20 protein-coding genes are annotated in these 24,772 nt (G+C 33.9%); 18 read left to right on the forward strand and 2 right to left on the reverse strand.

Annotation, left to right across the window (positions count from 1 at the left end):
* The first annotated feature begins 2 nt into the window (after positions 1 to 2).
* Genes NEH74_RS09725 through NEH74_RS09735 form a run of 3 tightly spaced genes read left to right on the forward strand, consistent with a single transcriptional unit; the run spans position 3 to position 2,678 of the window.
* Positions 3 to 848, forward strand: a complete 846-nt coding sequence (locus NEH74_RS09725) for an ABC transporter permease (RefSeq protein ID WP_055276485.1) — start codon at positions 3 to 5, stop codon at positions 846 to 848.
* Positions 842 to 1,621, forward strand: coding sequence for an ABC transporter permease (locus NEH74_RS09730; protein ID WP_144436929.1), 780 nt, complete (start codon positions 842 to 844; stop codon positions 1,619 to 1,621). Before NEH74_RS09725 ends, NEH74_RS09730 begins: the two co-directional genes overlap by 7 nt.
* 7 nt (positions 1,622 to 1,628) lie before the next feature.
* Positions 1,629 to 2,678, forward strand: coding sequence for an ABC transporter substrate-binding protein (locus NEH74_RS09735; protein WP_055276483.1), 1,050 nt, complete (start codon positions 1,629 to 1,631; stop codon positions 2,676 to 2,678).
* Positions 2,679 to 3,169: 491 nt separating this feature from the next.
* Here NEH74_RS09735 and NEH74_RS09740 read toward each other — a convergent pair whose 3' ends face one another.
* The gene (locus NEH74_RS09740; RefSeq protein ID WP_055304742.1) at positions 3,170 to 4,276 is read right to left on the reverse strand and encodes a glycosyltransferase; all 1,107 of its coding nucleotides are present in this window, start codon (positions 4,274 to 4,276) and stop codon (positions 3,170 to 3,172) included.
* A gap of 1,059 nt (positions 4,277 to 5,335) precedes the next feature.
* Between NEH74_RS09740 and NEH74_RS09745 the strand changes: the two genes are divergently transcribed.
* The 6 genes from NEH74_RS09745 (at position 5,336) to NEH74_RS09770 (ending at position 11,879) form a co-directional block, all read left to right on the forward strand.
* Positions 5,336 to 6,385 (forward strand): hypothetical protein, encoded by a 1,050-nt coding sequence (locus tag NEH74_RS09745; RefSeq protein WP_055304744.1) that lies wholly within the window; start codon positions 5,336 to 5,338, stop codon positions 6,383 to 6,385.
* A 15-nt stretch (positions 6,386 to 6,400) separates the two neighbouring features.
* Positions 6,401 to 7,024 (forward strand): zinc dependent phospholipase C family protein, encoded by a 624-nt coding sequence (locus NEH74_RS09750; RefSeq protein WP_055304746.1) that lies wholly within the window; start codon positions 6,401 to 6,403, stop codon positions 7,022 to 7,024.
* A gap of 141 nt (positions 7,025 to 7,165) precedes the next feature.
* On the forward strand, positions 7,166 to 8,386 hold the full coding sequence (locus NEH74_RS09755) for an NAD(P)/FAD-dependent oxidoreductase (protein WP_055304748.1): 1,221 nt from the start codon (positions 7,166 to 7,168) through the stop codon (positions 8,384 to 8,386).
* A 217-nt stretch (positions 8,387 to 8,603) separates the two neighbouring features.
* A complete protein-coding gene (locus NEH74_RS09760) occupies positions 8,604 to 9,158 on the forward strand; it encodes an ECF-type riboflavin transporter substrate-binding protein (protein WP_055304750.1) in 555 nt (184 codons plus the stop codon).
* A gap of 178 nt (positions 9,159 to 9,336) precedes the next feature.
* On the forward strand, positions 9,337 to 11,049 hold the full coding sequence (locus NEH74_RS09765) for an ABC transporter ATP-binding protein (RefSeq protein WP_262941328.1): 1,713 nt from the start codon (positions 9,337 to 9,339) through the stop codon (positions 11,047 to 11,049).
* Positions 11,049 to 11,879 (forward strand): energy-coupling factor transporter transmembrane component T family protein, encoded by an 831-nt coding sequence (locus tag NEH74_RS09770; RefSeq protein ID WP_055304754.1) that lies wholly within the window; start codon positions 11,049 to 11,051, stop codon positions 11,877 to 11,879. Before NEH74_RS09765 ends, NEH74_RS09770 begins: the two co-directional genes overlap by 1 nt.
* Positions 11,880 to 11,911: 32 nt before the next feature.
* On the opposite strand, the gene NEH74_RS09775 is transcribed toward NEH74_RS09770, so the two are convergent.
* A complete protein-coding gene (locus tag NEH74_RS09775; RefSeq protein ID WP_262941329.1) occupies positions 11,912 to 12,550 on the reverse strand; it encodes an HD domain-containing protein in 639 nt (212 codons plus the stop codon).
* A gap of 234 nt (positions 12,551 to 12,784) precedes the next feature.
* Between NEH74_RS09775 and NEH74_RS09780 the strand changes: the two genes are divergently transcribed.
* The 9 genes from NEH74_RS09780 to NEH74_RS09820 all read left to right on the forward strand — a co-directional run bounded on the left by NEH74_RS09780 (position 12,785) and on the right by NEH74_RS09820 (position 24,764).
* Positions 12,785 to 14,077: a Na+/H+ antiporter NhaC family protein gene (locus NEH74_RS09780; protein ID WP_262941330.1), complete on the forward strand. Its 1,293-nt coding sequence runs from the start codon at positions 12,785 to 12,787 to the stop codon at positions 14,075 to 14,077.
* A gap of 314 nt (positions 14,078 to 14,391) precedes the next feature.
* Positions 14,392 to 15,942 carry a hypothetical protein gene (locus NEH74_RS09785; protein ID WP_262941331.1) on the forward strand — a complete coding sequence of 517 codons (1,551 nt, stop codon included), beginning with the start codon at positions 14,392 to 14,394 and terminating at the stop codon, positions 15,940 to 15,942.
* A gap of 303 nt (positions 15,943 to 16,245) precedes the next feature.
* Positions 16,246 to 18,198, forward strand: a complete 1,953-nt coding sequence (locus NEH74_RS09790; RefSeq protein WP_055304762.1) for an elongation factor G — start codon at positions 16,246 to 16,248, stop codon at positions 18,196 to 18,198.
* A 293-nt stretch (positions 18,199 to 18,491) separates the two neighbouring features.
* The gene (locus tag NEH74_RS09795; protein WP_055304764.1) at positions 18,492 to 19,835 is read left to right on the forward strand and encodes an ABC transporter substrate-binding protein; all 1,344 of its coding nucleotides are present in this window, start codon (positions 18,492 to 18,494) and stop codon (positions 19,833 to 19,835) included.
* A gap of 3 nt (positions 19,836 to 19,838) precedes the next feature.
* Positions 19,839 to 20,762: a carbohydrate ABC transporter permease gene (locus NEH74_RS09800; protein ID WP_055304767.1), complete on the forward strand. Its 924-nt coding sequence runs from the start codon at positions 19,839 to 19,841 to the stop codon at positions 20,760 to 20,762.
* A gap of 15 nt (positions 20,763 to 20,777) precedes the next feature.
* A complete protein-coding gene (locus NEH74_RS09805; protein WP_055276766.1) occupies positions 20,778 to 21,635 on the forward strand; it encodes a carbohydrate ABC transporter permease in 858 nt (285 codons plus the stop codon).
* An 82-nt stretch (positions 21,636 to 21,717) separates the two neighbouring features.
* Positions 21,718 to 22,824 carry a glycoside hydrolase family 105 protein gene (locus NEH74_RS09810; protein ID WP_055304769.1) on the forward strand — a complete coding sequence of 369 codons (1,107 nt, stop codon included), beginning with the start codon at positions 21,718 to 21,720 and terminating at the stop codon, positions 22,822 to 22,824.
* Positions 22,814 to 24,394: a glycoside hydrolase family 28 protein gene (locus NEH74_RS09815; protein WP_055304771.1), complete on the forward strand. Its 1,581-nt coding sequence runs from the start codon at positions 22,814 to 22,816 to the stop codon at positions 24,392 to 24,394. Before NEH74_RS09810 ends, NEH74_RS09815 begins: the two co-directional genes overlap by 11 nt.
* The gene (locus tag NEH74_RS09820) at positions 24,369 to 24,764 is read left to right on the forward strand and encodes an RDD family protein (RefSeq protein ID WP_055276760.1); all 396 of its coding nucleotides are present in this window, start codon (positions 24,369 to 24,371) and stop codon (positions 24,762 to 24,764) included. The genes NEH74_RS09815 and NEH74_RS09820 overlap by 26 nt, the downstream gene beginning before the upstream one ends.
* The last annotated feature ends 8 nt before the right edge of the window (positions 24,765 to 24,772 follow it).

The following is a 24,772-nucleotide window of genomic DNA, read 5'->3' on the forward strand; positions in this document are numbered from 1 at the left end:
TTATGCATGAATCAACAAAGCGTTTAAGTTATCCATATATCATCTGGATTTCTATTATGATCATTGTTCCAATGTTACTGATTTTCTTATATAGTATCATTGATCCAAGTGATGGAAATCCGCTGGCTTTTCGTTTTACATTAGATAATTATATTAAATTTTTTAACCCAATTTATATGGCGACATTAGCACGTTCATTATGGATTGCGTTAATCTCAACTATTTTTTGTTTACTTTTTGGATATCCGTTAGCATGGGTGATTTCGCAATGCTCACTTAAACGTCAATCTTCATTGCTTTTATTATTCATTATGCCTATGTGGATTAATATGTTACTTCGTACATATGCATGGATTTCAATTTTAGGGAAAAATGGAATTTTAAATAATATTTTAGAGTTCTTTAATATTGCTCCAATTGATATTATGTACACGGATTTTGCCATTGTGTTAGGGATGGTTTACAATTTCTTACCATTCATGGTGTTACCAATTCATACAGCACTAACAAAAGTGGATAAAAATTTAATCTATGCTGCTCGTGATTTAGGAGCGAATAATCGACAAGTATTTACGCGTGTTGTTTTCCCATTAACGTTACCAGGTATTATTACAGGAGTAATAATGGTATTTTTACCTGCGGTAAGTACATTCGTCATCCCACAATTATTAGGGGGAGGACAGTACATGATGATTGGTAACTTGATTGAAAAACAATTCTTATTAACAGGGAATTGGTATTTTGGATCTGCGTTATCAATGATTTTAATGATCTTTATCTTACTTTCTATCTGGTTAATGAAACGATTTGATTCAGATGGACAAGCAGGAGGTGCACTACCTTGGTAAATAAATGGTTATCTAGATTTTATTTAGCAATCATGTTCTTATTCTTATATGCACCGATTGCTGTATTAATTGTTTTCTCGTTCAATGAATCGAAATCAAGTGGGAAATGGACAGGATTCTCTTTACAATGGTATGAAGAGTTATTCCAAGATAGTCAAATGCAAACGGCTGTCTTTTATACAGTAATCGTTGCTGTTTTAGCAACTGCTATTTCAACGGTTGTTGGAACATTCACTTCAATTGGTATTTATAAGTTAACAAAAAAAACAAAAGCATTTGTTTTAAATATTAACTATCTACCGGTTATTAGTCCGGATATTGTTTTAGCGGTAGCATTAATGATGTTATTTAAGACATTTAAAATGAACTTTGGATTTACAACGATGTTATTAGCTCATATTATGTTCTGTATTCCTTACGTTGTTTTATCAGTTTTACCACGTTTATATGCGATGAATCCAAATATGGCAGAAGCAGCGATGGACTTAGGAGCAACCCCAATGCAAGCGATCCGTAAGGTTGTGATTCCTGAAATTATGCCTGGTATTATGGCAGGGGCCTTAATGGCCTTTACGATGTCTATTGATGATTTCGTTATCAGTTATTTTACTGCCGGAAATGGAGTAACAAACTTATCTATTGAGGTTTATTCAATGGCTAAACGTGGGATTCGCCCAACGGTTAATGCGTTAGCAACGATTATGGTTAGCTTAATCCTAGTTTCCGTTTTAATTTCAAATAATTTAGCAATTAGAAAGAAAAAGGAGGTATAGTCATCTCATGAAAAGAATAATGATGATGTTTGTAGCCTCAGTTGTTTTACTTTTAACAGCATGTTCAGGTGATGCTCAAGAAAAGCTTTATGTTTATAATGTTGGTGAGTATATTGATCGTGAAGTATTAAAGATGTTTGAAGAAGAGTTTAATTGTAAAGTGGTCTATGAATTATACGATTCAAACGAAACGATGTATCAAAAAATTAAAGCAGGAGGAACAAACTACGATGTAGCCTTCCCTTCTGATTACATGGTTGAAAAAATGATTAAAGAAGGGTTAGTACTTCCTTTAGATTATAGTAAGATTCCTAACTTTAAATATATTAGTGATGAATATAAAAACCTTCCATATGATCCTGAAAATCTATACACAGTTCCATATTTCTGGGGAACTGTTGGGATTTTATATGATACAACGGTAGTAGATGAACCAGTGGATTCTTGGTCGATCTTATGGGATGAAAAATATAAAGGTAATATCTTTATGTATGATAGCCAACGTGATTCATTAATGGTGGCATTAAAGTTATTAGGGTACTCGATGAATACGCAAAATGTTGAGGAATTAGAAGAAGCGAAACAACTTTTAATTGAGCAACGTCCATTAGTATATGCTTATGTAACCGACCAAGTCATTGATAATATGATTGCAGGAAATGCAGCATTAGCTGTTGTTTATTCAGGAGACGCAACCTATATCATGGATGAGAATGAAGATATGGAGTATGTGATTCCTAAAGAAGGATCTAACATGTGGGTTGATGCAATGGTTATTCCATCAACCGCTCAAAATGTTGATCTAGCTCATGAATTTATTAACTTCATGCAACGTCCTGATATTGCTCAAATGAATACAGAATATGTCATGTATTCAACACCAAATACAGAAGTATTAGCAAATGTATCTGAAGATGAATGGACACAAAATGAAGCATATAGCCCATCACAAGAATTATTAGATTCTTTACCAATGGAGACCTTCCGCGATCCGGGAGAATTCATTAAAGAGTATGACGATATTTGGACACAAGTATTGGCTGCCTCTAAACGATAAATTTAAAATCCCTAAAACAATCTGTTTTAGGGATTTTTTTGGAACTTTATCAAATAGTGTTGCTGATTAAATAGTGACCTATTACTATGAATGACTAAGGTGAAATCTTAGTAGCTATGCTATTAGGATTTTTCTTTTTAGTTGAGTGAACTTAAACGACAATCTTCTATGATGTTAATAATCTATTTTATGTCAGCATCACAAAACATAAAAGACATAAGTTTCATTCTTACCGGTGGAGGAGACATCGCATTTTATCCTTTCCATTGTTTTCTTCATCGTTAACATTGTAATTTGCTCTCTCTTTTTACGTCATGAAAAAAGGCATTGCTTATTCAGCAACACCCAATATTATAGAATCTGAAATTAAAAGGAATAAGCCCTATTGGGAATAGAAGCTGATTTCTGAAACAAATTAATTAGAGTTACCTCTTTTAGGGATTATAAACGCTGCATTTATTAGCTTATTATTTTGACTTTTTATGTCAGCATCAGAGAGAGTTTTTTAGATATTTTTCTTGATGCTCCAAGTAATATTGATGATTAGATAAAAGTCTTGGATCATGTGGTGAAAGTATTAGTGCTTCATTTGAATAATTAATTGCTTGCTGATAGAGGCCCAGGTAATAGCAAGCGAGTGCACCTAAATCATAAGGCGTTGCGTCCCAAGCAAATCCTTCATTAACATAACCATAACTTTTTTCTTTAATTTTTAATGCTTCATGGATAAAGTAATAAACAGCAGGCCAATCTTGTTCTAAATAAGATAACTGTGCTCTTTCAACATAAGGTTCTCTCGCATTTGGCGTTTCAGCCATCGCCAAATAAAGCCATTTTTTTGATTTAGAATAATCCTTTTTTTCTCTGTATGCCCGAGCAATAAATCTCATAGAAGCTGATCGTTCTTCATCCCAAGTAGAGTTTGGATCGTCTAAATATCGCTTTAACATATCAATTGCTTTATCCCATTCTTGGTAAAATAGATATTCTCGACCTAGATAATGTAGATTTCGATTACTATTTGGATTTTCTTCTACAGCAAGCTCTAATAATGGTAAATTTAAACTGCGATCTTTTGCTCCATCAGGATAATGATTATAAACTACACCTGTAAGGAATACTGGTTTTTCTTCTCCTTCTCCAATATATTCTACAATTTCATGTGTTGGATAAATCCAATGATAACCGTGTCTCGCATGTATTCTATTATGTGTGTATTGAACAAGTGGTTGTCCCTCTTCATTGAACGACCAATTATATAGATAAAAGCCTCTAGTCGTATCCTTTTTCCACGCCTTCTCTAAGTTTTTTCTCCAACCATATTCAATGACATCATCAACATCTGCCGAAACACAAATATCAACATCTGTAGGAATATATTCGAGACACTCATTTCGTGCAGAATCGAATCTAAATTTATCTGCTTTCGATTGATAGACAAGAGCACCCCTAGATTTAAGCTTTTCTATTGTATGGTCCGTTGACCCCGTATCAAGCACAACAACTAAATCAGCTTCACTTACATGATCCATCCAACGATCTACAAATTGTTCTTCATTTTTAGCTATTGCATAGACACATACTTTATATTTATTCATTTAATTAACTCCTTTATATGAATAGTTAGTAATACCCTTAATTTAGAAATTAAAAATAGGCATATGATGGAATTAAAAAGAAAAATTATGACTGAATAAAATAAAAGATGATTTAACGTCTACGATAACCTGAAAAAAATCATGCATTTAGTTGAATGATAGTAGTGTTAATCTATTTTAAGATAGGATGAGTGTAAAACTTGTGTTAATGTATGCTAGTATATAGAGTTAAATATTCTCTTATTTTTAGTATAATATATGCAATATATTAAAAAAGGTACAATTTTGTTTGAGTAGGTAAATCATTCATTATGCCTGTAGAGAAGAGTTGAAAAAATATAGTGGTGCACTTTTCAACCTATAAATAGGTGTCATCTTTTTTAGGAATTCATAGGATGAGCAGAGAAGTATCCATTCGACTGAAGTAGGGAATGGGAACGATATAGAATTTAGAAAAATATTAAGTTCCTGTATAGCTATAAAAATGAGGAGCCTGTCTTGCCCATAGTCTAAATCGTATCGTTAATATTGTCGCTATAGGATCAGACCAGAAAACGGTTAAAATCCCCGATACATTGCCAGGTACATGATTTTTCTGTGGAGCGAATAAGGCTGAAAGTTGTATGATTAATTTAAATCATGATTTGTTTAAAAACATAAAGGCTTTTACTATGGTGGTGCGATTTATGAGTAATTACAGTGCTGCATCAGTTGAAATAAGTGGGACATAAACAGTGTCTACTAGGGAACGGTATCAGTGAGTGAAAATGTTGGAATCTCAAGTGGCACCAATAAACTAATAAAACAGATAACAATTTACTCCAATACAGTCAGTTAGCACTTAAGATCCTAGCCATTAAAATACTTGGTGGATTAGTTGGCGTAACTGTATATTTGCAAGGACAATATCAATTAGTTGCTTTGTCTAACCAAGCCTTGTTAAGGCTTGGTTCTGTTATTTATGTTCTATCGAGACATAAATAAAAAAAGGAATATCCTCTTATTATTTCCTATGATACAATAGGATTAAAATGATATTGGTTTCAGGGGGATTGCTTCATGAATGAACAGAAAAAGACATTAGAATTTCTACCATCGTATTTATTAGATATACTCTGCTTTTTAGAGCTTTTATGCTCTGATGCACCTATTCAAACGACAAGTGATGATGAGCGAATCATTTATTATTTTGAGGAATGTTTGACACAAGACGCTAGGAATGAGATTAAACGCATTCAGAAGTTAATTCCTAAGGAAGAGACCCTAACTTCACTTGTTTTTCCATTAGTTTTAGCTGATCAAGATTTTGAAAACCTTCAAGTAGCAGAACTACTAGGCAGTCCAAAGTTTTTAATTTCTATGTATAAAAAGTCAGATGATTATCAAACAGCAACTAAAGGATACAAAAAATTTGTCAAGCGTGATGCACAGTTATTGCTAAGTTCCTTAGTTAAAATTGTAGCAGAATTAGAAAAAGTAAAGTTTAAAGTGTTCTGGATAGAAGAACGTTTACCACGAATTAAGCAAAGAATTAAGCAATATGAAAAAGAAATAGGGACGAATGTATTAATTGAAATGATTAATGAACGGCTAACTGAAACATATTTAACTGATCAAAAGGTTTATTTATTAAGCTTTAATCTCAATCATTCAGTTTCACGTGTCAATGAGCATCTGATTGGTTCACTTCAGTTAGATTCAAAAATGTTTATTCATTCATTAGTTGAGCAATTATTCAAGACACTTTCAATTGAACAGGCATTAAAACCATTATATCGTTCATTAAAGAAAAATAAAGAGCTTATGATGACGTATAAAGAGGTGAAATCAACGTATAAGTCATTACTTGCATATATTGATTTTAATGTTAAATTAGCATTTATCACTTCAATTTGTTCTCATTTAAAGGTGTTGTCACAACCCTATGAGTATTTGGGGCGTTATGAGTTTGAGACGTGTAAACCAGCTGTCTTATTTTATGATTACATGAACAGTTTCCCAAAACCTCAAGGACAACAGATTGAGGATTATTTATTAAATGTTGTTCAAGCCGTTGAATTAGACTCATTTGAGCAGCGTTCAATCGCTATTTTAAAACAACAAGGATAAGAAGGTGTTTGAACAATGCCATCACCGATTGTGCACTTAGAAATTTTATATCGATTATACGAGGAGTTACAGCAACCATTAAATTCGGAACTTGTTTTAGGTGTGATTAGTCCGGATGCCATTCACATGAGAGCAGGACAAACATGGGAAGATAAAGCGACTACCCACTTTTATCATGAAGCCGATCGAAGCTATGAGGAAGCCATTTTAACGGCACGTCAGGTCATTTCAACTCACTCTCAATGTTTTTTATTAGGATATCTCATTCATATCTATACGGATTATTTATGGCGAGACCAAATTTATGCTCCATATTTTCATCGAGAAAAAGAACGAATACCTCGGACACAACTATATTCACTTTATTATAGCGATATGGGGATAATAGATGAGCAGGTTCTTCTTAGGGCAACTTGGATTCACGAAATTAGGGATTTACTAAGTGATCCGATGGCTATAGCTGCTCATCCCTTGTTAACTGAACATGAAATTACAGCGTGGAAAGAAAAAGTGTTGTGCGCTGATTTAATCAAGGGAACGGAAGAAAAAGGCGTCCAACCATTACAGGTCCTATCTGAACTCGAGATTAAAGAATTTATGAATCGAGCTTGCCAAGAACTTAAAAGGATTTTCTTTTAAACCTAGTGCTCATCACTAGGTTTTTTTCGATGAGTTGTTCTTGCAGACACGAGGGAAGAGTGATAAACTAAAAAGGCAAAAGACAGCAAGAGGATATGACTGTCTAATTAGATGAGGTCATAAAAGTCGGAGGATTGACATTTGAAAAAATATGATGTGATTATTATTGGTGGTGGACCAGCTGGGTTATTTGCTGCTATCATGTGTGCAAATAAAAAACAGCGCATTGCTATTTTAGAAAAAAATAAATCGTGTGGTCGTAAGTTATTAATGGCGGGTGCAGGAAAATGTAATATTACACAGGCAGGTGATATTCATCATTTTTTAACGTGCTATGGAGCAAATGCCAAATTTTTAAAACATGCTCTATTGTCTTTTCAAAATGAAGACTTATTAAACTTCTTTAAAAAACGTGGATTAGAGTTTATGACAACTGAGAAGGGGAAAATTTTCCCAAAGTCGTTAAAATCTCAAGATGTATTAAATGTTTTACTTGAGGAATGTCGACGACGTTCGATTGAGATTCATTATGAATCAGCGGTTGAATCATTAGTAAAAGAAGAGGAACTATTCCATTTAGAGACAGTAAAAGGGAGTTTTGAAAGCCCGGTTGTTGTTGTTGCAACCGGTGGTTTAAGCTACCCGCATACTGGATCAACGGGTGATGGATTCGTGTGGGCGAAAACGTTTGGGCATAAAATTGTTCCAACAAAGCCAGCGTTAACCCCATTAAAAATTAAGAATTATGAACTATCTGATATGTCAGGAACATCATTTGAGGAGCTACCTTATACGTTATGGCGTGGAGGGAAAAAAATTGGAGCTTATCAAGGTGATTTCTTATTAACACATACTGGTGTATCAGGACCTGGGATTATAAATAACTCACGTTATATGCAATCAGGTGATGTCATCAAATGTAATTTCGTAGCTGCTGAATCGATTGATGAGTTTAGAAGCCAATTAACGAAAAAATTAAATAGTGGTGGAAAGACCTTGGTAAAATCAGTGATTCGAGAGTTGAATTTAACGAAACGATTTGCAGATAAGCTATTAGAATTATGTGGAATTGATGAAAGCTTAAAGTGTGCCGAACTTAATAAAGCGACTCGACAAAAGTTATTAACCACTTTAACTGAATATGAGATGGAAGTGAAAGAACTGGGAGGTTATCATGTCGCGATGGTAACGACTGGAGGAGTTTCAATAAAAGAGATTTCTCCTAAGACGATGGAATCAAAAAAAGTAAGCAACCTTTATTTCATTGGAGAAGTTTTAGATATAGATGGAGACACAGGTGGATATAATATACAAGCAGCTATGTCAACGGCCTATATTGCCTCACAAGCTATCAATAAATAACCATTAGACACTGTATTAAACAGTGTCTTTTTTCTTTAGCACTAAATGATATTCATCTGATAGTAAATTTCGTTTTACTATCAATCAATTTATAAGTTTGTTTATTGACACTGAACAGCTCTCCTTATATACTAAATAATGGACAAAGTTTGACAAAAATTTCGAAGGTATAAACTAGATAACAGTATGAACAAATAACAATTAAGGAGATAGTTAAATGAATAAAAATCGATCAATTCAAACCATTGTAGCGATTGGTATTGGAGCAGCCATTTTTGTTGTTTTATCACGATTTGCTTCTATTCCAACAGGAATTCCAAATACAAGTCTAGAAACTTCTTATGCTGTATTAGCTTTAATTGCACTGTTATATGGTCCTTTAGCGGGATTTGCAACTGGATTAATCGGGCATTTCTTAAAAGATGTTTTAATTTTTGGTTCTCCTTGGATGAGTTGGATCATTGCATCAGCTATGATTGGACTTGTCATTGGACTTATTTCTAAAAGTATTAACATTGAAGATGGAGTATTTGGGGTTAAGGAGTTAATTAAATTTAATGTTGCACAAATTGTTGCTAACATTATTGGATGGTTTATCATCGCTCCTACACTAGATGTTTTTATTTATGCAGAACCTGTAGATAAAGTTTATTCACAAGGAATTGTTGCTGGATGTGTCAATATGGTGACAATTGGGATATTAGGCTCTTTATTAGTGACAACTTATGCAAAGACACGTACAGAAAAAGGAAGTTTAACAATGGAAGACTAAAATTGAGGGATGTTTCCCTCAATTTTTTTGAAACAGTTGTAAGATTTTTCAAACATTATTCGACAAAAAATATGTTATAATATAAAAGTTGGCCATTTTTGAGATGAGTTAAAATGAGTTTTATAAAAGAGATAAAGTTGATTTTAGTTCATCTCATGATTAAAGAGAGAGAGAAAGGATGAAGCGCATGCGAAAGCCAGTTATTGAATTCGAAAATTTTAGCTTTCAATATCGAGTTCAGTCAAGCCCAACTCTTAAAAATATTAATTTAACGATTTATGAGGGCGAGAAGGTTGTCATTGTCGGTCCTTCTGGATCAGGAAAAAGTACCATTGCACACTGTATTAATGGTTTAATTCCGAATATTTATAAAGGGACTACAAGTGGGACATTTAAAATTAAAGGTCAAAATGCTTTAAAACATAACATTTTTGAACGTTCAGCTCATGTTGGAACTGTTTTGCAAAATCCTGATGATCAGTTTATTGGATTAACGGTTGGTGAAGATATTGCTTTTAAATTAGAAAATTTAGTGGTGCCTCAACAGGAGATGTTGACAACTGTTAATCAAGTCGCACATTTAGTGGATATTAATTCTCATTTAACTCATTCACCACATGAACTTTCAGGTGGACAAAAGCAACGTGTAACACTTGCGGGTGTAATGGTTGATGAGATTGATATTTTATTGTTTGATGAACCATTGGCCAGTTTAGATCCAGCTGCTGGGTTGCATACGATGACATTAATTGATGACATTCATCAAAAGACTGGAAAAACAATCGTTATCATTGAACATCGTTTAGAGGATGTTTTATATAAAAAAGTTGATCGAATTGTTGTCGTTAATCAAGGTGAAATTATTGCTGATATGACACCAAATCAACTATTAGCTTCAACATTACTTGAAGAGGTCGGCATTCGTGAGCCTCTTTATGTGACAGCCTTAAAGTATGCAGGTTGTCAAATTACTGAAGACATGAATCCACAATCGTTAGAAGAGATGAATCTTACTTCTTGTATCGAACCTGTCATGACGTGGTTTAATGAATCTCAAGGATTAACGCCATATGAGAATCAAGAGGTAGCCTTGGAATTTAAAGATGTCACATTTGGCTATCAGGTAAATCTGCCAATTCTTAAAAATATGTCATTTAAAATTCATCAAGGTGAAATGGTAAGCATTGTTGGTAAAAACGGTGCTGGTAAATCAACCATTTCAAAACTTATTAGCGGCTTTTATAAACCGACATCAGGGACGATTGAATTTAAAGGTGTTGATTTATCATCACATACGATCAAAGAACGTGCTGAAAAAATTGGATTAGTCATGCAAAATCCAAACCAGATGATTTCAAAAACAATGATCTTTGATGAAGTCGCATTTGGCCTGCGAGTTCGTGGAATTGAGGAAGAGGAAGTGAAACGTCGTGTTCATGAGACTCTAACCATTTGTGGACTTTATCCTTTCCGTAATTGGCCTATTTCTGCTTTAAGTTTTGGACAGAAAAAACGAGTGACGATTGCTTCTATTTTAGTTTTAAATCCTGAAATTCTAATTTTGGATGAGCCGACAGCGGGACAAGATTTAAAGCATTATACAGAAATTATGGAGTTTTTAAAGTCATTAAATGAGCGTGGAATTACCATTTTGATGATCACACATGATATGCATTTAATGCTTGAGTATACAACACGTGCATTAGTGATTACAAATGGTGAGGTTATTGGCGATGACTCGACGTGGAATGTTTTAACAAATCATGAGTTAATTGAAAAAGCTCATTTGAAGAAAACTTCATTATATGATTTAGCTAATAAAATTGGAGATTTATCTCCAGTTGACTTTGTTTGTAAATTTATTGCAAGTGATAAGGTGGTGAGAACTTAGTGAGTACGAAGTTATTAGCTTATATTGATATCGATTCGCCGATTCATCGTTTAACAGGAAGTACGAAATTGATTTGTTTTTTACTATGGTCGATTACGGCAATGTTAAGTTATGATACCCGTGTTTTGGTGATCATGTTAATCTTGAGTTTTGTCATTTTTAAAATTTCAAAACTAGACTTTAAAGATATTGCTTTTGTGTTTTATTTCATTTTAGTCTTTTTATTAATTAATAATTTAGCTGTCTTTTTATTCGCGCCGCTAGAAGGTGTTTCCATTTATGGGACACAGCACAACTTAGTCAAGCTATTTGGACCTTATATTTTAACAAAAGAGCAATTATTTTATCAGTTTAATATGACGATTAAATATTTAACGATTATTCCGATTGGATTAATTTTCTTAGCGACAACAAATCCGAGTGAATTTGCGGCCTCTTTAAATAAGCTAGGTATTAGTTATCGAATTGCCTATTCAGTTTCAATTGCGATGCGTTATATTCCTGATATTCAACGTGATTTTATTGAGATTTCACAGGCTCAGCAAGCGCGTGGAATTGATTTATCTCATAAAGAAAAGTTAACCAAACGACTTAAAAATATGGGAGCTATTTTACTGCCACTTATCTTTACTAGTCTAGAACGTATCGAAACGATAAGTTATGCGATGGAATTACGTGCATTTGGAAAAAATAAAAAACGAACATTCTATAGTGAGCGTCCATTTGTGGTTCGTGATTGGATTGCCATTGTTAGTGTGACTGTTTGTATGATTATCTTTTTATGGATGACGTTTAATAATGGATCACGCTTTTATAATCCATTTATTTAAATAAAAAGCTGTATCAATCATGATACAGCTTTTTAATATGATGAAATTTTGGGTAAAACACCGGTTTTTTTCCAGGTATAAAATACACTTGGTTGAAAAATAGGTGTTTCTTTTGTTTTTTCTAGAAAAGTTGCAGCTTCTTCATCAGCAGTGAAGATGGCTTTAATAGCTGGACAAACTGCAAGAGCCTGATCGTAGCGATAAATATTTTCACACGGAGTATGTGGACCTGTATGCCAACGAATGAGCATAATCTCCTCTAGTGTGAGTTTAATATACTGCTGAGCAAGAATGACACTTTTTTCCCCATGTCCAAGTGGAATTTCATCCATACAGTCATACGTAAAGTAGCATTCTTTTTCGTTTTTCTGATTATATCGAAGTTTAAGCACGGGTTGAAAAATATTTGTTTTGCATAAGTCATGGAGATATCCAGCAAGATAAATACTTTCGATTGATAGCCCCAAATGAAATTTTTCGTTTTTTTCAATTAATAATTCTACGACATTATGGCTATGGATAGCTAAGCCATATGGATAGTTACAATGACCTTTAACACTAGCAGGTGCCGTGAAATAATCACTTTCTGATGTTAAGAAATAAATTAAATCACTCATGCCTTCGCGCTCGATTCGATGAAGGCGACTTAATATCGTTTGTTTTATACTCATTTTCATGTAACCCCTTTTATACTGCTTTTCTATAATATAGCTTAATTCTGTCTCTTTTTTCTAGTATATTTTGTCGAATAAATTTATGTTTTTGTTAAAATTATGTTTAAAAGATGAAAATGATATGAAAAAACCATCATCACAATTGTTGACAAAGCTCGACAGAGCGAGTAAACTGAATACAGTAGATTTGTAGGTATGGTCTATTATGATGGACCTAGAAGGAGGAGAAAAATGAACCCAAAAAAGAGTAAGGGAAATCCGTGGGCATTATTGCCATTAGGGATCTTTTTAATTTTATTCGTTGGAAGTGGAATAATGACAGGTGATTTTTATGCGATGCCTGTATTAGTTGCCTTTTTGTTAGCATCAGTTGCAGCGTTTATGTTTAATCGAAAAGAACGTTTTAATGATAAAGTAGCTATTTTCTGTAAGGGAGCAGGAAACGAAAATATTATCATGATGGTCATGATTTTTTTATTAGCAGGGGCTTTTTCTGGTGTAGCAAAAGCAATGGGTGGTGTTGATGCAACAGTAAATTTAAGTTTATCGATTTTACCACCTAATTTAGTAGTCGTTGGATTATTTATCATTGCGGGATTTATTTCAGTTTCAATGGGAACATCAGTTGGAACAATCACCGCATTAACCCCAGTTGGTCTTGGAGTTGCAGAAGCAACTGGAATTCCTGTCGCATTAGTTGTTGGAGCGATTGTTGGTGGAGGAATGTTTGGTGATAACTTATCAATCATTTCTGACACAACGATTGCTGCTGTGCGTACGCAAGGGTGTGAACTGAAAGATAAATTCAAAGTGAATTTTTTAATTGTTTTACCCGCTGCCATCCTGGCATTAATTATTTTATTTGTTATGACCTCACAATATCAAGTTGATTTAACTGCGGTTTATCAAGTAGAGTGGATGAAGGTTATTCCATATGTTGCAATTTTAGTTGGAGCCTTACTAGGAATAAATGTTTTTGTTTTACTTGGAGGCGGGATCGTATTAGCTGGGATCATCGGATTAGCGACTCACTCATTTAGTTTATTAAATTTAATTACTGCCACTTCAGATGGAATGGCTGGTATGCAAGAATTAGCAATGATTTGTATTGTAGTCGGTGGGGTATTAGAGTTAATTAAACATAATGGTGGAATTGATTATTTATTATATTTAATTAAATCTCGTATTAAATCAAAAAAAGGAGCAGAGTTTGGAATTGCGACTTTAGTTAGTGTCATTGATTTATGTACAGCTAATAATACCATTGCAATTGTAATGGCAGGTCCATTAGCTAAAGAAATCGCCGATGAATTTGATATTGATCCTCGTCGTTCAGCTAGTTTACTAGATATTTTCTCTTCATGTTGGCAAGGCCTAATTCCATATGGAGCCCAAGTATTAGGAGCTGCAGGGTTAGCCGCTATTTCTCCAATGGAAATTGTTAAATTTGTTCATTATCCGATGTTAATGGGGATATTCGGAATCCTTGCAATTATTATTGGATTCCCTAAATTGAAAAAATAATCATCTACTGTTAAGGAAGTAGAAGCATGTTAAACGGTATGGTATCTATTAAAGAGCCATGCCGTTTTATTTTTGAATAGGATGTTGAAAATTTCGCTAGAGTTTATTGCGAAAACTAAGTTAAAGAAATTAATCGTTTTAAATTAAGAAATTTGACTGTATCTGTGTAACGATCAGTTTCTTTTGTAGTCATTAATTAATCCATTGATGCTGTTCTAATCATGTATCGATAAGTAGAGATTATTGACGATTTCACTCATAATTGTAAGGTTTGTTTGCATATAATGTAAAAAAGGATGAGGAGGGGTTGAAATATGAGACGAACTCGATTGATTGAAAATCGAGAGGTCTTTTTAGCATATGTGTTAGCAAATTGTAAATTCTCAACCATTGAAGGGTTACATCGTCGATTTCCACTCGTTTGGAAACAACGGGATCAGTATAAATATTATAAGCATGTGTGTTTGGAGAGGCCCAGTTTAAAAGAAGAATATAAACTAAAATGTGCTTATTGTTTGTTTGAAGCCTCTAAAGAAGATTCAATTATTTTTAATGTTTTATTTGAAGAACTCTATAAGCAGTATGGGGCTCTTTACAAACAATTAAAAAAATATTATGGTCGTAGTAAATTAATTTCGGATACTGGGCTAGAGGTATTAATGAAGGATGAAGAATTGATCAATCAAAGTGATTTAATGGATGTATCTATTTTTGATTTTTTTCTAGAAAAATTAGAGGTTCAGTACGATGAGACAACATTTTTTAACCAATTAAAAGTCACTTATGACGGAATTCAACGAAAAATTTTAGACTTTGAACTCGACACCGATGAGCTGAATTATCAATATTTCAAGTATCAATTAACGAAACCTAATTCAATAACGTTTAAGAGAGTTAAGCACTTTTACCGGAGTTATTCTGACTATTTAGGACAAAATGTAGTCGATGTTTTAAATGATAAGCTAGAGAGGTGTTATCAGGAAGAAAAATTAAGTTCTCACATCCAGTGGATGAGAGATTTAGGATTAATTGATCAACACACGGTCTATCGGTTAACCATAACAGATGTCTACCAGTTAATGACTCTTTTATTATGTACCGATGGAGACAATCTAATTGAAGAAGAGGGAGCTAGTATTGAAATCGGAGATTTAGTTTTACCTATTTCAGAACTTGAAGCATTTGAGGAGTTGTTAAATGAATTATTACCGTATTTTGTAATGAGTCAAGTGATGAAAGAAAATCGAGAGTTCTTTTTCCGCTCTTATACGTTAAAGGATCAAATGATTTCGAAGCAGTTGGAAAAAGAAGTCGAGTTACTTAAACGCGATTTAAAATCAGTAAAAGAAACGAATAAGTTGTTAAAACTCTCCCTGAGTGAGGAAAAGTTGAATCAAGAGAAAATGTATAAACTTCAATTAAAACAGTTACGGTCTAACTTAATGACAACAATGCATGAAAAGGAACGGTTAGAAAAAGAGTTGGAGAATCTAAAAGAAAGATGTGCCCAATTAGAGTCAATAATAAAAGAGCCATCAGAAGCAGAGGAACAAGTGTACGAAATGACTTTGGAACAATCCGTGGATGTGAGTGAAATTAATAAGGCAGAAATTATGATTGTCGGAGGGGCAACACCTACGATTCAAAAATTAAAGCGAATTCTACCGAATTGTAAGTATTTTGAGGTAGATAAAAAATATAATGATCAATATTTTCAAGGCGTTAAATTCGCCATTTTGCTAACTAATATTTTAAATCATAGTATGACTAAAAAATTGGATAAGCATTGTCCCAAGGCTAAGAAAAAGTCAGTGACGGTTACAAATGTTGATTTGATTATTGAGGAAATTGTTAAGTTCATTTAAATAAAAAAAAGCTCACAGTATGGTGAGCTTTTTTCGAAGAAGAGACCTGGAAAGATGATCTCGTTTTGAAAAATTGTTTGGAATTTCGGAATGTGTGAAGTTAATTAGGGGGTAACTTCACGAGTTAGGGTGGTTTGTGTCTTGCTGACTCTTATATTATGACAAAAAAAGTAACTTTTTTCAATAGTTTCTTGTCAAAAAACAAACTTTTGTTCGGTTTGTTTGGTGGGACTAATTATTTATGATTTTTAATAGATGTTTGTTATAATAAAAGAGACGAAAATAAAGTTTTGAGGTGTTAGAGTGTTTAAAACAATCGGATTATTTGCTCATGTTGATTCTGGGAAGACGTCACTGGCTGAACAAATTTTATATGAAACGAATGCAATTCGCACAAAAGGAAGAGTCGATCATCAAAATACATTTTTGGATCATCATTCAATTGAAAAACAAAGAGGGATCACTGTTTTTACTGAACAAGCGAGTTTTAAGTATAATGGATCCATCTATTATTTACTCGATACCCCTGGACATATTGATTTTTCCAGTGAGATGGAACGTGCAATTAAAGTTTTAGATTATGCAATTGTTATCATTAATGGATTTGAAGGCGTTCAAAGTCATACCGAGACGATTGTTGACTGCTTAAAACAGTATCATATCCCAATGGTTTTCTTTATTAATAAAGTGGATCGTGAAGGAGTTGATATTGAACGTGTTTTGACACAGTTACGATTGAATTTAGGGGTTAATCCTATTTATCTTCCAAATGAATTAGACTTAAGTGAGTTACCAATTGAAATTATCGAGCCATTAGCAGAGTTAAATGAAGACTTACTCGATTACTTCTTAGAAAATAAACGGGATTCACAATTTTGGTTAACAACTTTTAAACAGCAACTTCGAATGCAAAATGTTTGTCCAGTTTTTAGCGGATCAGCCTTAAAAAATATCGGAATTACCTCTTTTTTAAAACAGTTTGATGAGTTAACAGAAACGACATATGATCGTACAGCTCCTTTTAAAGGAAGCGTTTATAAAATTCGCTATGATGAAAAAGGGGATCGAATTACTTATCTAAAAGTGTTGAGTGGGAATTTAGCCGTAAAAGATTCAATTAAAACATCCGCGACTGAAGAAGGAGAGAAAGTAAATCAAATACGTTATTATCAAGGAAAGAAATTTGAAACGACACCGATTGCACAGGCAGGTGAACTGATTGGGGTAACCGGATTAACACATACTATGGCAGGTCAAATAATTGGTCATGAAATTAAGAGGGAAGAGGGATTATTACAACCTGTCATGCGTGTGTCTGTACTCTATCCTCAATCATTAAATGCCAAAGATGTATTAGCTATTTTTAAAAAATTAGAAGATGAAGATCCGATGCTGTTGGTTTTATGGAATGAAGTCACACAGTCTATTGATGTTTCCGTGATGGGAAGTATTCAGCTAGAAGTCTTAAAAGAAATCGTCCAAGAACGATTTGATCTTTCAATTGAATTTAGTCCGCGAAAAGTTATTTATCAAGAAACTATTACAAATCAAGTCATTGGAAGCGGGCATTATGAGCCATTGAAGCATTATGCGGAAGTTCACCTACAATTAGAGCCTGGTCAAAGAGGAAGTGGGGTGACCTTTGAATCCGTGTGTTCAACAGAAGAATTAGAATTAAGCCATCAAAAATTAATCGAAACACATATCTTTGAGAAAACACATCTTGGGATTTTAACAGGATCATCTTTAACTGATGTTCATATTAAACTCATCACAGGGCGTGCCCATCAGAAACATACGTCAGGTGGAGATTTTAGAGAGGCGACGTATCGTGCCATTCGTCAAGGATTAGAACAAGCTAAGAATCTCTTGTTGGAACCATATTATACCGTTAAATTCGAAGTAGAGATGGATTTAATGGGACGAATCTTAACCGATTTAAAAAAGATGTCTGGAAAATTTGACAACCCAATCATTCAAGAAAATAAATGTTTGATTACTGGAACGGTTCCAGTAGCGACTTTTATGGATTATCCGAGTGAATTTTTATCCTATACAAAAGGAGCCGGAAGAATCTCATTAAATGTTGCAGGATATGATATTTGTCATAATCCAGAAGAGGTTATTTCAGAAATCGCTTATGATAAAGCTGCTGATCGCTTAAACCCTTCGGGATCGGTTTTTTGTGCCAAAGGAAGTGGATTTATCGTTCCTTGGGATGAAGTGGATGACTATATGCACTGTAAGATTAAATAAGAAAAGATTAATTTAAACACGACGTAAGCTTGATAAAAGTTTACGTCGTTTTTTGTTTTTATTATTGTATTTGTATGAAACTTCAGTAACAAGCGAATAAAGATGTCAAAAAAGTACATATGAAAGCCCTACACCCTATATTGTAACCGCTTATAGTTTGTGATATTTTATACTTAAGCGTTTCCATACGAATGGTATTCGTATATACGAACGATAATCGGGGGTATCGTCAAGTATGGAATCACTAAAAAGGAAGTAATGATTAAATTTTTAATTTTTAGGGAGGGTTTTTAGTGAAAAAAGTTTTATCATTAGCAACAGTTATTGCTTGTGCAACATCATTAGTTGCTTGTTCAGGAAATGAAGGTTCAAATAGTGACAAATCAGTAACATTATCTGAATCAACAGAAGATAACAATAATTCTGGAACACAAGATCCCGTATCATTTCGTTTTTCATGGTGGGGAGGTGACTCACGTCATGAAGCAACACTTGAGGTAATTAATTTATACATGGAGAAAAATCCTCATGTCACGATCGTCCCTGAGTATTATGCATGGTCGGGATATCAGGATAAATACACTGCAGAATATTCAGGGGGAATGAATGCTGATTTAATGCAAGTGAATTATAACTGGTTATGGATCTATTCACCAGATGGAGAAGGTTACTATGACTTAAATGAATTATCAGACACGATTGACTTAAGTAACTATAGTACTTCGTTATTAGATGCAATGAGTATTGAAGGAAATCTTTTAGCTTTACCAACAAGTATTACAGCACGTGTTCCATTTATTAATACAACGTTGTATGAATCAGCAGGAATTGAAGTACCCTCAACATGGAATGACTTAATGGCAGCAGGAAATACCATTCAGGAACAACTTGGTGATAACTACTATGCCTTAAGTAAATTAGGAAAAGCTGGAATGATGTATCTTGTATTTAGTTACTTAGAGCAAGAAACCGGTCAAACATTCTTTGATGCAGAGGGAAACATCAACTATTCAGTTGAAGAGTTAGCTAAAGGATATCAATTACTAGCAGATATGGTTGAAAATCACGTGATGCCAGCCGGAAGTGTTGATTCAAATGATTTAGATGAGAAAAATCCGAAATGGATCACAGGGGAATACGGTGGAATTAACGAATGGGATTCGAGTGTTACAAAATATATCGATACCTTAGAAGATGGACAAGAAGTAGCTCCATTTGAACAATTTACAATGGATGGAGCGAAGTTAACAGGTAACATTCAAAAACCTGCGATGGGATTTGCAATTAGTAAAAATGCAAAAAATCCTGAAGAAGTCGCTAAATTCTTAGAGTTTATGTTAACGGATCCAGAAGCCGTTGAAATTATGGGAACACAACGTGGGATTCCTGCCAACCAAGCAGCTTATGATCTTCTAGTTGAAAAAGGGTTATTAACTGGTGCAGCAGTTGAAGCGTATAACTTACATGCAAATGTGGAAGCAACAATTATGCATCCATTTTATGAGTATACAACAGTAAAAGATTTATATGAGGGGGCTGGAGAAGCCGTTGTCTTTGGTACAATGACTCCAGAGGAAGCGGCACAAAAAGTGATCAAAGAGATGCCAAGAATTATGGATGAAGCAATGGGGCGATAGAAAGTGGAAAATGTAAAGAAGTCTACAAATATTATTGGGAAACAAGAGAAAGTCAAAAAAAAGTTTAAATTTAATAGTGCATATTTGTATATTTTACCGTGGTTCATCGGATTTTTAGTGTTTAAACTCAATCCATTTTTTAATGCATTACTTTTAAGTTTTCAACAAAATAACTTGATTCGTGAACCGAAATGGGTAAAATTACAAAATTATCAACAATTATTATTTGAAGATGAATTATTTAAAACATCGTTAATCGTAACGTTTAAGTATGTATTTTTAACCGTACCATTAGTACTTGTCTTTGCATTATTTATTGCATATATCTTAAACTTCAAAATTAAGGGGGTTAACTTCTTCCGTACCGCGTATTATATTCCTTCAATTTTAGGAGGAAGTGTTGCCGTTTCGATCGTTTGGAAATTTATTTTTGGAAATGATGGAGTCATTAATGCCATGTTAGAAATGGTGGGACTTGAACCAGTAATGTGGTTAACAGATACAAGATACGCACTGATTGTATTAAGCTTACTGAAAGCTTGGCAGTTTGGATCAGTCATGGTAATCTTCTTATCGGCTTTACAAAATGTCCCACAATCGCTTTATGAAGCAGCATCAATTGATGGGGCAGGAAAATGGCGTTCATTTTTCACGATTACGGTGCCTATGATTACACCAGTTATCTTATTCAATGCCGTCCAATTGCTTGTTAAATCATTCCAAGAATTTAACTCAGCTTACTTAATCTCAGATGGAGGCCCATTAAATTCAACTTATTTATTAAACCTTTTCATCTACAAAAATGCGTTTAGTAGTTTCAAAATGGGATATGCCTCTGCAGCTTCATGGATTATGTTTATTATTATCATGGCATTAACAGCAGTTGTATTTAGAAGTTCAAATTATTGGGTACATTATAACGATTAAGGAGGTTGAGTCATCATGACAAGTAGTTTAAAACGAAAAGTTAATGTTTATACGCGCTATACAATCCTTGCAGTCGTTGGATTATTTATGATGTACCCGCTTCTATGGCTTGTTGGCGCTTGTTTCAAAGAAAATTCAGAAATTTTTACATCAGCGGCCTTTTGGCCGAAAAATCCAGTCAATGGATTGGAATCTTTTATGAATGGATGGAAAACGAATACCCCGTTCTCATTAGGCCATTATTTTTTAAATTCATTATATTTCTTAATTCCAAGAACGATCTTTACAGTTATTTCAAGTATTTTAACTGCTTATGTCTTAACAAGACGTTCATTTAAATTTAAAAAGATTGTGTTTGCGCTTGTTATTGGGACACTATTAATGCCAGATGTTGTCTTCCGTATTCCATTATACTTATTCTGGCGTGACTTAAGTTTATTAGATACACATATCCCACTCTGGTTAGATAGTGCATTTGCAACCAATTCATTCTTTGTCTTTATGCTCATTCAGTTTATGCGAACGATTCCGAAAGAGTTAGATGAAGCAGCTAAAATGGATGGATGTAACTCATTCCAAACTTTGGTTCATATCTTAATTCCAGTTATGAAACCATCAATTATTACTGTGGCATTGTTAACGTTTATGTGGGGAATGAATGATTTCCAAGGACCATTAATTTATATCTCAACTATTGAAAAATATCCATTATCGATTGCGATGCGTTTAGCAATGGATAATACAGATTCTTCAGTTCAATATCGTAATATTTTTGCCATGTCATTAATGTCGATTATCCCATGTATTCTTTTATTCTATTGTGCACAAAGTTACTTCATTGATGGAATTGCAACAACAGGATCAAAAGAATAGAATCCAGATGAAATAACTAATGGCTTTAGCCATTAGTTATTTAACTATATATGAAAATCACGAGGTGGAGGGTTGGTAGAAGGTGCAGCAGTTAGAACCATATTTTAAAACATACTTAAAGCAGTTCAAACCTTATAAAGGATTTTGGTGCTATGAGGATGGTGTTATCTTAAAAGGAGCCGTCGATTTATACCGTGCAACAAACGACGACGAGTATTGGAGTTTTGTCGAGAGGTATTTAAATGAGTTTGTTGACGCAAAGGGGACATTAAAAGGTTACAAAGCCTCAGAATATAATATTGATCATGTCAATGCAGGAAAAGTTTTATTTGATGCTTATCAAAAAACGAAAGATGAGCGTTACAGAGTCGCGATTGAACATCAGATGGATCAGTTACGAACACATCCACGAACAAAATCAGGGAACTTTTGGCATAAGAATCGATATCCATATCAAGTATGGTTAGATGGGCTTTATATGGCGTTACCTTTTTATACTCAATATGAAACGGTCTTTAATGGACTTCAAAACTATGAGGATATCTATCATCAATTTATGGAGGTTTATCAAACACACCGCAACTCTGATAATGGTTTATACTATCACGCATTTGATGAATCAAAAAGTCTATTTTGGTGTGATAAAGAAACGGGGTTATCACCAAATTATTGGTTGCGTGCTGAGGGATGGCTACTAATGGCCCTAATTGACTCGATTGATCAAATGAGTGAAACCATCTTTGAGTATTATAAAGGTCTAATTGATATGTTTATTGAGAGTATTGATGCCATCCTCCCATTTCAAGATCAACAGAGTGGATTATGGTATCAAGTGATTGATCAAATCGATCGTGAAGGGAATTATCTAGAAGTCTCAGGTAGTGCGATGGTGATTTACTCGATTCTCAAAGGAATCCGTTTAGATATTTTAGATAAAAGTTATGCCAAAAAAGCGTTAAAAGGATTACAAGGGATTCTTGATATTTATGGTTATGAAGATTCCACAGGTTATCACATTGGAGGAATTTGTGAAGTTGCTGGGCTAGGAAGCTTTAATGGAGTGGTGCGTGATGGAAGTTTTGATTATTATATTTCAGAAAAAGTTGTTCCAGATGAAGCGAAAGGAATTGGCCCACTGATGATGGCATACGCTGAATATTTAATGGGTGGTTATTCTCATGAAAATTAATTTACTGTTTACTTCTTCAACGAGTGCCTTATTTGAACTTGAAAATGATGAGATTGTTCAAACCCTCACACCGTATACTATCCTTATTAATGATAAGATTTATAAAAAACATGGTCACGATAATGTATTTAGCATCTATGATTTAACACCTAATACGACGTATCAATTAACTTTAATTGAAGAATCTTCAAATCAATCGACTCAATTAAACTTTACAACAAATGAAGAGTATGTCTGTTTAAATGTTACACGATTTAATGCCAAAGGTGATGGAATAGCCGATGATACCTTAGCGATTCAAACAGCGATTATGTCGTGTCCAGTTAATGGACGGGTTTTGATTCCGAAAGGAACATATCGAGTTAAAACCATTTTCTTGAAATCTAATTTAACGCTTGAATTTGAAAAAGGAGCTAGACTTCTTTATGATGTCACACCAGAAAGTGGTGCGATTTTACCAGGCTATCTCACGACTCAAAATCATGACGAGTATTACTTAGGTTCTTGGGAAGGGAATCCGTTAGATACTTTTACTGCTTTAATTCAAGGGATCAATGTTTCAAATGTCAAGATTATTGGAGAAGGTATTTTAGATGGGAACGCTAATAGCGATTGGTGGAAATATCCAAAAAACAAACGAGGTGCATGGCGTCCACGATTATTTCAACTAATAAATTGTGAACAGATATCCGTTCAGGGAATGACATTTACCAACTCACCATCTTGGACCATTCATCCACTCTGGTCAAAAGATTTAATATTTGCTGACTTAAAGATTATCAATCCTAAAGATTCTCCTAATACTGATGGATTAGATCCTGAATCGTGTGAAAACGTCTTAATTGTAGGTGTGTATTTTTCAGTGGGAGATGATTGTATTGCGATTAAATCTGGAAAGATTTATTTAGGACGCCGGTTAAAACGAGCATCAAAAAATATTTGTATTCGAAATTGTAGCATGAATTTTGGCCATGGAGCTGTCGTGATTGGAAGTGAGATGGCAGGCGGAGTCAATAATATTTTAGTTGAACGTTGTTTATTTAATGAAACCGATCGTGGATTACGAATTAAAACACGACGTGGGCGTGGGCGTGATGCAGTTATTGAAAAAATTAAGTTTAGCAAAATTAAAATGACGAAAGTGATTTCGCCATTAGTTATTAATAGTTTCTATTTCTGTGATCCAGATGGACATAGTGACTATGTTAAAACAAAAGAAACTTTAGTCGTTGATGACCGAACGCCATTGATTCGAGATTGTGATTTCGAAAAACTTTATTGCATGGATTGTGAAGCGGTTGCTGGTTATTTCTACGGATTACCCGAACAACCCATTGAAAAAATTAAACTGACAGATTGTCATTTTTCCTTTAATAAAGAGGCCTTGCCAAGCTACCCTGCCATGATGGATGATATTCGAATGTATTGTAAAGAAGGGTTAATAATGACCAATGTAAACGAAGTAGAGTTAAAACATCTGACATTTGAAGGGATTAAAGGAGAGGAGCTCGTGCTCAAACAGATTAAAAAGGTGGTGACAGAGGATGTTATTAAGAAGATTGATTGCTGAATTAATTGATATTGCCGTCTTAGTTGGGGGAAGTGCTATTGGAATTTTTCTAGCCGGGCAACTAAATGGAATGTTTGAGGAACCTTTCTTTTTGCTGACAATAAGTGAAGTCTGTCTGATTGCACTCATCCCCATTATGCTCCAATCATTATTTTGGCTCGATCATACTACGATTGGAAAAACGATGGTGTTTTGTACCGTTGAAACAATGGATGAAACTGAATTAACTTATTTTGCAATGATGACACGCGAATATGTTTCTAAAGTCTTTTCATGCTATTTAGTTTGTTTACCTGTTTTATTTGGAAAAAAAGGATTGCATGAAATTGTGACCAATTCAGAAGTGAAGTTAAAATTAAAACGAGGATAGAGAGGAAT

The organism is Turicibacter sp. GALT-G1 (assembly GCF_025594995.1).
Classification (GTDB): Bacteria; Bacillota_I; Bacilli_A; order MOL361; family Turicibacteraceae; genus Turicibacter; species Turicibacter bilis.

Excerpts from the sequence above, each read along its gene's own strand:
- NEH74_RS09725 (WP_055276485.1), top strand. The coding sequence starts at position 3 with ATGCATGAATCAACAAAGCGTTTAAGTTATCCATATATCATCTGGATT.
- NEH74_RS09735 (WP_055276483.1), top strand. The coding sequence starts at position 1,629 with ATGAAAAGAATAATGATGATGTTTGTAGCCTCAGTTGTTTTACTTTTA.
- NEH74_RS09740 (WP_055304742.1), bottom strand. The coding sequence starts at position 4,276 with ATGAATAAATATAAAGTATGTGTCTATGCAATAGCTAAAAATGAAGAA.
- NEH74_RS09745 (WP_055304744.1), top strand. The coding sequence starts at position 5,336 with ATGAATGAACAGAAAAAGACATTAGAATTTCTACCATCGTATTTATTA.
- NEH74_RS09750 (WP_055304746.1), top strand. The coding sequence starts at position 6,401 with ATGCCATCACCGATTGTGCACTTAGAAATTTTATATCGATTATACGAG.
- NEH74_RS09760 (WP_055304750.1), top strand. The coding sequence starts at position 8,604 with ATGAATAAAAATCGATCAATTCAAACCATTGTAGCGATTGGTATTGGA.
- NEH74_RS09765 (WP_262941328.1), top strand. The coding sequence starts at position 9,337 with ATGAAGCGCATGCGAAAGCCAGTTATTGAATTCGAAAATTTTAGCTTT.
- NEH74_RS09775 (WP_262941329.1), bottom strand. The coding sequence starts at position 12,550 with ATGAGTATAAAACAAACGATATTAAGTCGCCTTCATCGAATCGAGCGC.
- NEH74_RS09780 (WP_262941330.1), top strand. The coding sequence starts at position 12,785 with ATGAACCCAAAAAAGAGTAAGGGAAATCCGTGGGCATTATTGCCATTA.
- NEH74_RS09785 (WP_262941331.1), top strand. The coding sequence starts at position 14,392 with ATGAGACGAACTCGATTGATTGAAAATCGAGAGGTCTTTTTAGCATAT.
- NEH74_RS09805 (WP_055276766.1), top strand. The coding sequence starts at position 20,778 with ATGACAAGTAGTTTAAAACGAAAAGTTAATGTTTATACGCGCTATACA.
- NEH74_RS09815 (WP_055304771.1), top strand. The coding sequence starts at position 22,814 with ATGAAAATTAATTTACTGTTTACTTCTTCAACGAGTGCCTTATTTGAA.
- NEH74_RS09820 (WP_055276760.1), top strand. The coding sequence starts at position 24,369 with ATGTTATTAAGAAGATTGATTGCTGAATTAATTGATATTGCCGTCTTA.